Origin of the sequence: Humidesulfovibrio sp., from assembly GCF_035560995.1 — a bacterium.
GTDB lineage: Bacteria > Desulfobacterota > Desulfovibrionia > Desulfovibrionales > Desulfovibrionaceae > Humidesulfovibrio.
Genome location: NZ_DATMYK010000211.1, coordinates 1 through 11,954, shown reverse-complemented (window position 1 = coordinate 11,954; position 11,954 = coordinate 1). Strand labels below are relative to the sequence as shown.

General features: G+C 65.0%; 15 protein-coding genes. 11 read left to right on the top strand and 4 right to left on the bottom strand.

The annotated features are described in order from the left end of the window. The 10 genes from VN419_RS08425 to VN419_RS08380 form a co-directional block, all read left to right on the top strand. The coding region (locus tag VN419_RS08425; protein WP_325646441.1) for an HAD family hydrolase at window positions 1-762 on the top strand (762 nt) is incomplete at its 5' end. A gap of 101 nt (window positions 763-863) precedes the next feature. Beyond that, window positions 864-1,241 (top strand): hypothetical protein, encoded by a 378-nt coding sequence (locus tag VN419_RS08420; RefSeq protein ID WP_325646440.1) that lies wholly within the window; start codon window positions 864-866, stop codon window positions 1,239-1,241. Window positions 1,242-1,330: 89 nt separating this feature from the next. Next, on the top strand, window positions 1,331-1,897 hold the full coding sequence (locus VN419_RS08415; protein ID WP_325646438.1) for a BON domain-containing protein: 567 nt from the start codon (window positions 1,331-1,333) through the stop codon (window positions 1,895-1,897). 100 nt (window positions 1,898-1,997) lie between these two features. Continuing rightward, a complete protein-coding gene (locus VN419_RS08410; RefSeq protein WP_325646436.1) occupies window positions 1,998-2,156 on the top strand; it encodes a DUF3309 family protein in 159 nt (52 codons plus the stop codon). Window positions 2,157-2,199: 43 nt separating this feature from the next. After that, window positions 2,200-2,379, top strand: a complete 180-nt coding sequence (locus tag VN419_RS08405; RefSeq protein ID WP_325646435.1) for a CsbD family protein — start codon at window positions 2,200-2,202, stop codon at window positions 2,377-2,379. 157 nt (window positions 2,380-2,536) lie between these two features. Then, on the top strand, window positions 2,537-2,836 hold the full coding sequence (locus VN419_RS08400; protein WP_325646433.1) for a hypothetical protein: 300 nt from the start codon (window positions 2,537-2,539) through the stop codon (window positions 2,834-2,836). A 73-nt stretch (window positions 2,837-2,909) separates the two neighbouring features. Beyond that, window positions 2,910-3,077: a cell envelope biogenesis protein OmpA gene (locus VN419_RS08395; RefSeq protein WP_325646431.1), complete on the top strand. Its 168-nt coding sequence runs from the start codon at window positions 2,910-2,912 to the stop codon at window positions 3,075-3,077. Window positions 3,078-3,252: 175 nt separating this feature from the next. Beyond that, window positions 3,253-4,311 carry a lipid A deacylase LpxR family protein gene (locus tag VN419_RS08390; protein WP_325646429.1) on the top strand — a complete coding sequence of 353 codons (1,059 nt, stop codon included), beginning with the start codon at window positions 3,253-3,255 and terminating at the stop codon, window positions 4,309-4,311. Between the two features lie 445 nt (window positions 4,312-4,756). Continuing rightward, window positions 4,757-5,761: a GlxA family transcriptional regulator gene (locus VN419_RS08385; protein WP_325646427.1), complete on the top strand. Its 1,005-nt coding sequence runs from the start codon at window positions 4,757-4,759 to the stop codon at window positions 5,759-5,761. A 133-nt stretch (window positions 5,762-5,894) separates the two neighbouring features. Further along, a complete protein-coding gene (locus tag VN419_RS08380; RefSeq protein WP_325646425.1) occupies window positions 5,895-6,578 on the top strand; it encodes a DJ-1/PfpI family protein in 684 nt (227 codons plus the stop codon). Window positions 6,579-6,727: 149 nt separating this feature from the next. Here the strand turns inward: VN419_RS08380 and VN419_RS08375 are convergent, their stop codons facing one another. Beyond that, window positions 6,728-7,771 (bottom strand): bile acid:sodium symporter family protein, encoded by a 1,044-nt coding sequence (locus VN419_RS08375; protein ID WP_325646423.1) that lies wholly within the window; start codon window positions 7,769-7,771, stop codon window positions 6,728-6,730. Between the two features lie 132 nt (window positions 7,772-7,903). On the opposite strand from VN419_RS08375, the gene VN419_RS08370 reads away from it, so the two are divergent. Next, the gene (locus VN419_RS08370; protein ID WP_325646421.1) at window positions 7,904-8,722 is read left to right on the top strand and encodes a helix-turn-helix transcriptional regulator; all 819 of its coding nucleotides are present in this window, start codon (window positions 7,904-7,906) and stop codon (window positions 8,720-8,722) included. A 49-nt stretch (window positions 8,723-8,771) separates the two neighbouring features. Here the strand turns inward: VN419_RS08370 and VN419_RS08365 are convergent, their stop codons facing one another. From VN419_RS08365 to gpmA, 3 genes are all read right to left on the bottom strand, one after another. Beyond that, window positions 8,772-9,806 carry a hypothetical protein gene (locus VN419_RS08365; RefSeq protein WP_325646419.1) on the bottom strand — a complete coding sequence of 345 codons (1,035 nt, stop codon included), beginning with the start codon at window positions 9,804-9,806 and terminating at the stop codon, window positions 8,772-8,774. Window positions 9,807-9,957: 151 nt separating this feature from the next. After that, window positions 9,958-11,112, bottom strand: a complete 1,155-nt coding sequence (gene mutY, locus VN419_RS08360) for an A/G-specific adenine glycosylase (RefSeq protein ID WP_325646417.1) — start codon at window positions 11,110-11,112, stop codon at window positions 9,958-9,960. A gap of 5 nt (window positions 11,113-11,117) precedes the next feature. After that, the gene (gene gpmA / locus VN419_RS08355; protein WP_325646415.1) at window positions 11,118-11,870 is read right to left on the bottom strand and encodes a 2,3-diphosphoglycerate-dependent phosphoglycerate mutase; all 753 of its coding nucleotides are present in this window, start codon (window positions 11,868-11,870) and stop codon (window positions 11,118-11,120) included. Between the last annotated feature and the right edge of the window lie 84 nt (window positions 11,871-11,954).

The window sequence follows — 11,954 nt, the reverse complement described above, 5'->3', positions numbered from 1 at the left end:
AACACTGAGGGCATTGCCATGAACGTAAAGGCCATCATCTTCGACATCAACGGCACCCTCATCAACATCCACACGGATGAAGGCAGCGAGGAGATTTACCGCGGCATCAGCCATTTTCTCACATACCAGGGCATACGCATCCACCGCTGGGACCTGCGGGACGAATACTACAAAATCATGGATGGCCAGCGCAGCGCCAGCGCCGAGGACTACCCCGAATTCGACGCCGTCGCCCTGTGGCGGGAGTTTCTGGAGCGCAGGCCGGAGGCCTGCCAGGCCCTGCCGGAGGAAAAGCTGCGCGTGCTGCCCCTGGTGCTGGCGGAAATGTACCGGGGCATCTCACGCTTCCGTCTGCGCCTGTACCCGGAAGTGCGGAACACCCTGGACGGCCTGGCCGGGCGTTACAGGCTGGCAGCCCTTTCGGACGCCCAAACCGCGTGGGCCCTGCCGGAGCTGCGCGCGTTGGATCTTGCAGGGTATTTCAACCCCATCATTGTTTCCGGCGATTACGGGTTCCGCAAGCCGGATGCGAGAATCTTCCGGGCGGCCTTGAACGGCCTTGGCCTGGAGCCTCGCGAGGCCTTGTTCGTGGGCAACGACATGTTCCGCGACGTGTATGGGGCCAAGCAGCTCGATTTGAAGACGATATACTTCGCTTCCAACCAGGGGCGGAGCAAATCGGAACGGGCGAAGCCGGACTACATCATCCACCACTTCGCGGAGCTTCCCGAAGCCATTGCATTCCTTGAAGCACCGCCCTAGGGCGCCCTGCGGCAAGGTGTCCAGGATCGGGCATGCGCACCTCGGGACAAGGCGCCGCACAGAGCATTGCGCGCCCCAGCGGCGCAAAGGAGGAAAAACGAATGGGAGACTTCATCTGGTACGCCTTGATCGGTTTGGCCACGGGCCTACTGGCGCGGGCCGTAAACCGGGGAGGGCGCCTCGGCGTCATCGGAGACGGCGGAGTCGGCATGCTCGGCGCGGTGCTCGCCGTCTTGCTGTACCGCTTCGCCCTTGATGATCCGGGCGGAATGCTGAGCTTGGCCGCCGTGGCCGCCGCAGGGGCCGCGCTTCTGGTCCTCGATCTGCGGCTGATCCAAAAGGCTCTTGAGGAACGCCGGGTGCCGCTGGCCTTTTTAAGGCGCTGCTCCCCGCTTCTCAAGCGCGCGCCCCTTACGCCAAGGCCGTTGAATGATTGCGCCGGGATCTGCCGCGTGTGCGGGCAGAAGCACCTCAGCTAGACGCCGCCGCGCATGGGTTTAAAACTTTACGGACCCTGTAACGTGCACCATGAGCAACACTGTCATCCATCCCCCCAAGGAGCAATCATATGACGTTACGGAAGAGAATCTCTTTGCTGGGTCTTGCCACGCTTTTGGCCGTGGCCTTCGGCTGCTCCTCCACCCCCAACAAGGAGGGCACCGGGGAATATGTCGATGACGCGGCGGTCACCGCCAAGGTCAAGGCCGAGATTCTTCAGGCTCCCTCGCTGAAGTCCGCCGAGATCAACGTGGAAACCTTCAAGGGCGTTGTGCAGCTCTCCGGCTTTGTCGGCTCCAAGGCCGAGGTCGCCACCGCAGCCGAAACGGCGCGCAAGGTCCAGGGCGTCACCGAAGTGCGCAACGACGTGCAGGTCAAGAGCGCCAGCAACGCCACCAAGGAAGGGACGGGCGAGTTTGTGGACAACGCCGCCATCACCGCCAAGGTCAAGGCCGCCCTGCTCAAGGACGCGAGCCTGAAGTCCTCCGAGATCAGCGTTGAGACCTTCAAGGGCGTTGTGCAGCTGACCGGCTTCGTCGGCTACCAGGCCGAGGCTGACACCGCGGCCAAGCTGGCGGCCAAGGTCGAGGGCGTGAAGAGCGTCAAGAACGACATCCGCATCAAGGGCAAGCAGTAAGCGCTGCGGACGGGACCGCGACGGGATGCCTGATCCCCTCGCGCGGGCCTGCCGCACGGCACCAATCAAGAACCGCGACCCGTAAAAGGAGGTCACGACCATGCCACTCGGCACCATTCTCCTCATTATCCTGGCCCTCGCCTTCCTGGGTGTCATCCCCGTGTGGCCGCACAGCCGCACCTGGGGCTACGGCCCAAGCGGCGGCTTCGGACTCCTTGTCATCATTCTGGTGGTCCTGCTGTTTACCGGCAGGCTGTAGCCGGAATGATCGGAACACCCTGCAACAGCACAGGAGAAACATCATGAAGTCGAGCACCAAGGACCAAGTCAAAGGCAAGATGCACCAGGTTACCGGCAAGGTGAAGGAGGTTGTCGGAAAGGTCATCGACAACAAGGAGCTGGAAGCCAAAGGCAAGGCCGAGAACGTGGCCGGCAAGATTCAGCAGAAGGCTGGCGACATCAAAAAGATTGCAGGGAAATAGCGCGGCAGCGGCGATTCTTCCCGCCGCGAAGCGCCAAGTCCACGCCCGACAACATGTAGTCCCAGAGGTAACGATGAGAAACCACAGATGTTTTGCAGTGTTCGCGCTTATGAGTTTGCTGCTCTTGGGCGCTGGTTCCGCTCTGGCCCAGGGAGCCATGGAAAACTCCGATCCGGACATCGATGGCAAGGTTTGGACGCATTCGACGGACTCCGACAAGCGGGCCTTCCTGCTCGGCGTCAGCAACGCCGTGGTCCTTGAGTACCATCTGCGCACCAAGCGTTCCGAAGAGCCATCCCGTTTCGTTCAAGGCTGGGTGGCGGCCTTCAAGGATGCGCGCTGGTCCGACATGGTGAGCCGGGTCGACGCGTATTACGCGAACAACCCCACCAAGCTGCGCAGAAATGTGCTGGACGTGGTCTGGCACGAGATGATCGCACCCAACTGGAAGAAGTAAGGGGAACAGTATGCAACAGGCATTCATCGCAATGTTGTTGGTCATGTGTCTGGGCTTTTCCGCGTGCACGCAAATGACCAAGACCCAGCAGGGAGCCTTGTCCGGCGGCGCCATCGGCGCTGGCGCGGGCCTTGGCATCAGCGCTCTGACGGGCGGCTCCCTTGGCGTCGGCGCGCTCATCGGCGGCGGCCTGGGCGCGGTTGCCGGCGGTTTGTACGGCAATCAGAAGGGCGGCCACTAGTAGCCAGACAAAACAGGCCGCGCTATCGCGGCGGCAGGGTCACCGGACCCTGTCCGTCGCGAAGCTGCGGTCCTGAAGCGCCAGTGCAGGGCTTCGCCTGACGGCCCTGCCCGCCGGATGGCCTGCGCAGCGTTGCCTAATCCCCACCACGGCCAACCAGGGCAGGTTTTTGCGAATGCGCCACGATTTCCGCGTCCTTCTTGCGTTTGCCACGGCGCTGCTGCTTGTGCTGCCTGCCCGCCCCGGGCACGCCGCCGAATCCAAGCAGCCCGCCAACACAGCGTCAACACTCATCATAACAGAAGAAAACGACTATTTCGCCGGAACGGACAACCACTACACCAACGGCATCAAGCTCTCCTGGGTCTCCGGCGATCTCAAGAAGTACGCCGAGGATGAACGCCTGCCTGAGTTCGTGTTGCCGTATCTGCGCATACTGCCCTTTGTGAACGAGCCCGGGCAGCAGTACAACGTGGCGCTTTCCCTGGGGCAGAACATGTACGTGCCCCAGGACACGCGGAGCGGGATAGTGCAGCCCGACGACAGGCCTTTCTCAGGGTGGGGCTACATTTCCCTGGCCCTGCACGCCAAGACCGCCACCCAGCTCGACACCTTTGAAACGAGCATCGGCGTTGTCGGACCTTCGGCCCTGGCCGAGGAAACCCAGAACAACTACCACGCGATCATGGGCTTTGAACGGGTCCGGGGCTGGGGCCGCCAACTGCAAGACGAGCCGGGCATCGTGCTCTCCTGGCAGCGCACCCTGCGCGCCGCGCGGCTGGACCTGGGACATGACATGGCCTGGGACCTGCTGCCCCACGTCCGGGCCACGGCGGGCAATGTGCAAACCCACGCCGCCGCCGGTTTCGAAACGCGTCTTGGCTACCGTCTGCCATGGGACTTCGGCACCTCCCTGATCCAGCCCGGCGGAGGGGTGAGCGCGCCAGCCGCCCCAGATGACCCGCGCCTGCGGGTGGACACCGACTTCGGTCTGCACTTCTTTGCCGGGGCCGAGGCTCGCGCGGTGGCGCGCAATATCTTCCTTGACGGCAATACCTGGGAAAACGGCCCGCACGTTCCCAAGAAAGCCTTGGTCGCCGACCTCATGGGAGGCGTTGGTCTGGTGCTGGGGCGAGCAAAGCTGACCTACACCCACGTGTACCGCACAGAGGAATTCTACGGACAGAAAGGTGGGCAGCTGTTCGGGTCCGTCAGCTTGTCCGTAACTTTCTAGGGCGGGCGTCCCGAAACGGCTCAATGCCATGGCCGGACTTGGCCCAGACGCGTTAAAACAGCGTCCGGCAACGGTGATCCGTATGCAGAGGAGTCCTGCGCCCCATGCCTGGGTTTGGGTTGAAACACGAATGGAGACACAGCTCTGTGGCGCTTATGGGGTTGGGTGTTTCGTTTTCATACCAACCTCTTGCTGCTGCCCTTTCCAATGGCGCCGTTTTTGGGGTGGGGCAAAAGAGACCTGACGACGCCAAAAGGCAACATTCACAAGAAGAAACCCATGAATTTGGTTGTTGCCCTTGGTAGGAAGTTCCTTTTCCGCGTCACGCCAGGGTGTATGCCCCCCTGGACGCGCAAGGGAAAGAAGAGGAAGGCTGGCCCGGATTGGCAGAAATGTCGTGATTCTTGTCATTGTGCCAACATGAGGCATGACCTAGGGTGCGGCCATGAAGCAAGAGCCAAACGCCCCAGCCACCCCGCGCCTCATCGTCATGCTCGCTCATGAACGTGCTGAGATTCTGGACATCACCGGTCCCTTGAGCGTCTTCTCAGCAGCCAACACCCTGCACCTCCAGGCGGGCGGTACGGAATCGCCCTACCGCATCCTGATCGCTGGCGAGACCGGCAACGCTGCAGTGCACACCGCCTCCGGCATCCGGCTCTTGACGGACGCGGCCTGGACGCAGTGCAGCGGCATCGACACCCTGCTTGTGGCCGGAGGCCCCGTGGCGGAGCATGCGCCGCAGGCCCTGGTGGATTGGCTGCGCGAGGCCGCTCCCCAGGCGCGGCGCGTGGGCTCCATCTGCACGGGAGCCTTCATTCTGGCGCGCGCGGGCCTGCTGGAAGGCCGCCGGGCCACCACCCACTGGCTCAAGGTCGAGCAGCTCCGCGCCTTTTCTCCAAACATCGAAGTCCAGGCTGACGCCCTGCACGTGAAGGACGGCTCCGTCTACACCTCGGCCGGGGTGACGGCGGGCATCGACTTGGCCCTGGCTCTGCTGGAGGAGGACTTCGGCCGCGACCTGGCGCTGAACGTCGCGAGGGTGCTGGTGCTCTATCTCAAGCGTCCGGGTGGGCAGTCACAGTTCAGCACCGCCCTTCTGGCCCAGTTCCATGAAGGCGGCTCCCTGGCGCCGACGATCCAATGGCTGCGCGAAAACCACCACCGCCCCCTGCGCAACGAGGACATGGCCGAGCACGCGGCCATGAGCCCGCGCAATTTCGCCAGGGTCTTCAAGCGCGAAACCGGCTCGACCCCGGCCCATTTCATCGAAGGCATCCGCCTTGAAGCAGCTGTGAAACGCCTGGAGGAATCGACGCAGGCACTGGAGACCACCGCCCGGGAGTGTGGTTTCCAGTCCGGCGAGCACTTCCGCCTGGCCTTTGCACGCCGCTTCGGCATCACCCCCGGCCAGTACCGGGACAGGTTCCGTTCCGGTGCCTGGCGCTAACACTCAGGAGAAGCATATGAAACGTATCGCCATGCAACGCCTTGCGTTGCGTCTTGCCCTTGTGTCCTTGCTGCTCGCGTCCGCCCTTTCGGTTCCGGCGCAAGCGCAATCTCTCAAACCAGCGGAGGAAGCCATGTACGAAGTGCGCCCGGCCCAGGCCGCCAGCCAAGTCACCGTCGGAGTGCTCCTCTTTCCCGGCTTCGAGATGCTGGACGCCTACGGTCCCATGGAGATGTGGGGCAGCCTCAAGCATGCCCCGGCCCGCTTCTGGGGCGGCGAGGAAAAACGCGTCGGCGTGCGCCTGGTGACCATCGCGGCCACGCGCGGCGAGGTTCCCTCAAACCAAGGGCCGAAGACCGTGGCCGACTACGGCTATGCCGACGCGCCCAAGCTGGACTATTTGCTGGTGCCAGGCGGCATCGGGGCCGTGCCCCTGGTGCGCGACGCCGCGACCCTGGACTGGCTGCGCGCCCAGGCGCGCACGGCAAAGGTCGTGATGTCCGTGTGCAACGGCGCGTCCCTGCTGGCCGCGGCGGGCATTCTGGACGGCAGGCCCGCCACCACGAACAAGATGGCCTTTGCGTCCTCCACCGCGCCCGGGCCCAAGGTGCACTGGGTCAAACAGGCGCGCTGGGTGGATGACGGCACGGTGGTCAGCTCCTCCGGCGTCTCGGCCGGGATGGACATGACCCTGGCGGTCATCGCCCGCCTGTACGGCCAGCCCTTGAGCGAGTGGCTGGCGCAGATCACCGAATACGACGCACACCGCGATCCGGCCTGGGATCCCTTTGCGGTCAAGGCCGGGCTGGTGCGCTAAACCCCTTCCCGCTCCCCCAAAAAACACGGCGGGTTCCGAGGCCATGCCCAGGAACCCGCCGCCGTCCTCTTCCCTAAAGGGGGTCCAGGGGGCCTCGTGCCCTCTGGCCTGCGGAGCATATTCTCTTACGTTCCGCCTTCCCTCTTCCCTTACGCCCCCACCGGCTCGCGCACGGGCGCGGGCTCCAGGTCCGTCTCAGGGTGGGCTTCCTCCACGCGCCGGGCATAGCGCTCGGCCAGGATGGAACAACCGAAGAGCTGCAACTGGTGGTAGAACATGATGGGCAGCACGATGACGCCCAGGGCCGGGTGCGCGCCGAAGAGCAGCTTGGCCATGGGCACGCCGGAGGCCAGGGTCTTCTTGGAGCCGCAGAAGACGGCGGTGACCTCGTCGGCCTTGTTGAAGCCCAGGCGGCGCGCGATGAAAGTGGTGGCGCAGAGCACCACGACGAGGATCAAGGCGGCTCCGGCCATGGTCATGCCGATGGTGCCCAGGCCATAGTTGGTCCACAGCCCGCCCTTCACGGAATCGCAGAACGAGGCATACACGAGCATGAGGATGACGGCCTTGTCGAAGTTGTTGATGTATTTCTTGTAGCGGCTGAACCACTTGCCGATGACCGGGCGCAGAGCCTGGCCCAGGGCGAAGGGCAGGAACAGCAGAATGGCTATCTTGATCATGGCGTCGATGAGTGAAAGGCTCTGCCCGCCGCTGGTGGAAAGGGCCAGGCTGATGATCACCGGCGTGAGGAAGATGCCCAGCAGGCTGGACAGGGTGGCGTTGAAGATGGCCGCGGGCACGTTGCCCTTGCCTATGGCCGTCATGGCCACGGACGAGGAGATGGTGGACGGCAGCGCGCAGAGGTAGAGGAAGCCGAGCATCAGGTCCTCGGGGATGACGCCGCTGAAGAGGGCGCGGAAGCCGAACCAGAAGATGGGGAACATGACGAAGGTCATGGTCTGCACGGTCAGGTGCAGGCGCCAGTTCAGCAGGCCCTTTTTCATGCTCTCGGTCGACAGGCCGATGCCGTGGAACAGGAACACCAGGAAGATGCCCACGTCCGAGGCCACGTCGGCGCGCATGGTGCCGCCGCTGCGGCCAAAGTCCGGGAACAGGGTGGCCAGGATGACGGCGCTGATCATGCCGAACAGGAACCAGTCCTTAGCCATCTTCTTCAAGCGGTTGGCGAGCATTGAGGTCATCCTTTCTGAAGGTGTTGGCCGCGCAGGGGGAAGTGCGGCTTTCTTCTGGCCTTGCTACGCGGTCCTTGATATTGTCGTCTATCTTCGAAACGACAAATTATGTCGCCAAACGGACAACAACGTATGGAACGCATCCTCCCAGATTTGAGCGCCCTGCCCCGGCCCGTGTTTGCGCGGGTGGAGGCGCTTTCGCAGCCCTCCTGGGTGCGGGAGCACAGCCACCCCTGGGTGCAGCTTTCCTTCGCCACGCGCGGGGTGCTCGGCGTGCGCTCGCGCCAGGGCAGCTACCTGGCCCCGCCGCAGCGCGCCATCTGGATTCCCCCCGGCTTACAGCACAGCGTGGTGACCACAGAGCGCACGCAGATGCGCAGCCTGTACATCCGGCCAGACTCTGTAAAAGTCGCCGTGCCCGCCCTGGAAGGCCTGGACCGCTGCCGGGTGCTGGGCGTCACGCCCCTGGTGCGGGAACTCATCCGCGCGGTGACGCGCCTGCCCGTGGAGTATGACGAGGCCGGGCCCGAGGGTCGGCTGGTGGCCGTGCTGCTTGATCAGCTGGGCATGCTACAGGAGGTGCGCTTCTCCCTGCCGCTGCCCCTGGACGAGCGACTGGCGGCCGTGAGTGCGGAACTGGAAGCAAGGCCTGACGACCAGCGCACGCTGACGGAGCTGGCCGCCGGGGCCGGGCTTTCCGGCCGCACCATGACGCGGCTGTTCCTGCGCGACACCGGGCTTTCGTTCCGGGCCTGGCGCAGGCGCTTGCGGCTGCTCAAGTCCTTGAACGGGCTGGAAGCCGGGGAAAGCGTCACCAAGGTGGCGCTGGACTGCGGGTACAATTCCACTTCGGCCTTCATCGCCGCCTTCCGGCGCGAGTTCGGGACCACCCCGCGCGAGGCCCTGCTGCCCCCGCCGCAGCCCGCACAGGAAGCGGACGCCCGCAAATAAAAAGGCCCGCCGAGGCGGGCCATTCAGAAACAGGCGGCGGTCTCCCGAATCACACCACCCGGTTCATCCCCTGCTTTTCAAGCATGGCCAGCACCATGTCCTTCTCCTGCTTCAGCCGCCCGCGCACGCTGGCGCGCACGGCCTCGGTGGAGCCGCCAAACTGGTTCTGACGCTTGCTGTACACCTCGCTCACCAAGGCCTGCTCGAAGTTTCTGCCGCCACCCACGGAGCCCGTGGCGGCGCTGGCCGCGGCGCTCTGCGCGCCGCCCTTGCCCAGGAACTTGTCGATGGCCTGGTTGAAGATGCGCGCCGCGCCGCTGGCCCCGTGCTGCACGGCGGTGCTGAACAGCGCTTCGCGCAGGGCGGGCTTGGCGGTTTCGATGTCCACCCCGGTCTGCACGAGGATCTTCTCGCGCGCGGGCTGGTAATGGTCCTTCTTGATGAATTCCGTCTGCAAGGCCTCGAAGCGCTCGGGCATCTCCGTGGCGATCCTGGCCCACTCCGCGGGCATGCGCCCCTGGGTGGAGCCCGTGTTGGCCGGACCGGCCTTGCGCAGGCGCTCGCCAATGGCCGGGTCGCGCTCAGCCAGGAAGGAGAGGAAGCGGTTCATGGTGCCCGCGCGGGAAGAAATCTGGAACTTGCCGTAGCTGGTGCCGCCGGTGCGGTCGAAGCCGATGGCCGCGATGCCCTTTTCGCCGGATTCGAACATGGCGGCGATGGCGCCGATGCCCGAACCGCCCACGGCCGTGGGATTGCGCGTGAACGCCTTTTCCGGGGACTCCGCCGCCACGGCCTTCTGGTTGGGCAAGCCCTGGCCTGTAAGCCGCGCGATGGTGGACAAGGCGTCCATCATCATGCTGTCCGAGGCCATGGACATGTCCATGCCGAAAGATTCTCCGGCAGGTTCCTCGCCCGTGATGGAGCTTGCGCCGATGGCCTGCTGGGCCATGCGCATCTGCATCTGGAAGGCGACGGTTTTCGGATCTGGCTTGCCGCCCGCGCCAAGGCCGCGCTGGAGCCCCGCGCCGGATTCGGCGTCCTTCAAAACGCGGATGGCTTCCGTGATGTTTGTGCTTCCGGACATCTGTTCCCTCCGGTGCCGTTTCCCGCCAGCCAAACGGCTTGCCCGCCGCATGGCCGTGTCAGGTGGTTGACCACGACACGTCTACGCATGCGGCAAAGCATCTTCCATGCCTGACTCGATTCAGGATGCGATATCCGGTAGTTAGAACGTATCAGGAAGCGAGAAGAAAGGCATCAAGGCGCAGGTCCGTCAAAAGCTTGGCCACCAGCCGGGCATGGCCCGAGGGAAAGGCGAAGCGCTTGATCTCCTCGGCCGTGACGAAGCGCGCCTCGTCGGCCTCGTTCAGGCAATAGGCGCTCTCCGGGTCCAGGCCGTTCTCCACCCGGCAGTAGAAGCCGTGCATGGTGATGCGGTAACGCGTGTAGCTGGAGCGCACCACGGCGATCTTGCCCGCGGGCGCAACGGGCAGGCCGGTTTCCTCGCGCCATTCGCGCACCAGGGCCTGTTCCGGGCTTTCGCCCTGCTCCAGCACCCCGCCCGGGAACTCCCACAAACCGGGCCAGACATCGCCCTGCCTGCGCTTCTGGATGAACAGCCGCCCCCGGCTGGCCAGCACGCCGCAGGCCATGTCGATGCGGATGATCTCCGGCGCGGGCTTGGTCACGGGCCGGGCCTCGGCCGTGCCGCGCTGGCGCGCCAGACAGAATTCCCGCACCGGGCAGGCCTCGCAACGCGGTTTTCGCGGCGCGCAGATGAGCGCCCCAAGCTCCATCAGTGCCTGATTGAAGCTCCGGGCGTCGTGCGGGTCCAGAAGCTCCTCGGCGGCGGCTTCCATACGGCGGCGCACGGCCGGGCTGTCCACGGGGTCGGCCATGTCCAGCAAGCGGGCGAACACGCGCAGCACGTTGGCATCCACGGCTGGCACGGGCGTGTTGTAGGCCACGCTGGCGATGGCCCCGGCCGTGTACGGGCCGACTCCCGGCAGGTCGCGGATGTCCGCATGCGTGCGGGGGAAGGCCCCGCCGTGGCGCTCCATGACCACGCGGGCGGCCTTGCGCAGGTTGCGCGCGCGGGAATAGTAGCCCAGGCCCTCCCAGAGCTTGAGCACCTCGTCCTCTCCGGCCGCGTCCAGACTGGCCATGTCGGGAAAACGCTCCAGAAAGCGCTCGAAATAGCCCACGGCCCGGTCCATCTGCGTCTGCTGGAGCATAATCTCCGAGAGCCAGACATGGTAGGGGTCAAGGGTCCTGCGCCAGGGCAAATCGCGGGCATTGGCGGAAAACCAGCCGAGCAGCGCCCGGCGGAAGGCCGGAACGTCAAAGGCCCAGGCGTTTTCGGCCTGGGCGGAGGAAAGTTTGCCTGGCACGGGTGTCAGCCTTTGACGCCTTTAGCCTGGTCGGCCACGGCCTTGGCTGCGCGCTCCACGGCCTCTGGGTCGCCCAGGTAGCGGCGGCCCAGGGATTTGAGATTCTCGTCCAGGGTGTACACAAGCGGCACCCCCGTGGGGATGTTCAGGCCCGCCACCTCGTCGTCGCCCATGCCGTCCAGGTACTTCACCAGCCCGCGCAGGGAATTGCCGTGCGCGGCGATGACCAGCCGCTGCCCGGAGCGGATCTGCGGGGCCAGCACCTCGTGCCAGTAGGGCATGACGCGTTCGATGGTGGTTTTGAGGCTTTCGCAGCGCGGCAGCTCGGCCTCGGAAAGCGCGGCGTAGCGTGGATCATGGCCGGGGAAGCGGCCATCGGCGGGGTCAAGGGCCGGGGGTGGCACGTCGAAGCTGCGCCGCCACTGGAACACCTGCTCATCGCTGTACTTTTTCGCGGTCTCGGCCTTGTTCAGGCCCTGCAGCGCGCCATAGTGCCGCTCGTTGAGCCGCCAAGTGGTCTCCACCGGCAGCCACATGAGGTCCATGCGCTCCAGCACGGTCCACAGGGTGCGGATGGCCCGCTTGAGGTAGGAGGTGTGGCAGCGGTCGAAGACGAAGCCGCCTTCCTTCAGCAGGCGCGCGCCCTCCTCGGCCTCGGCCAGGCCCTGGGCGGAGAGGTCCACATCGGTCCAGCCGGTGAAGCGGTTCTCCAGGTTCCACACGCTCTGACCGTGGCGAATGAGCACCAGGGTATGCATCGCTTTTCTCCTTGAGCCGCCGGGCGGGCGGGCTGCGGACGAGGCCTATTTCTTCCCTGCCGGTTTCGCGGCGGGCTTGGCGGC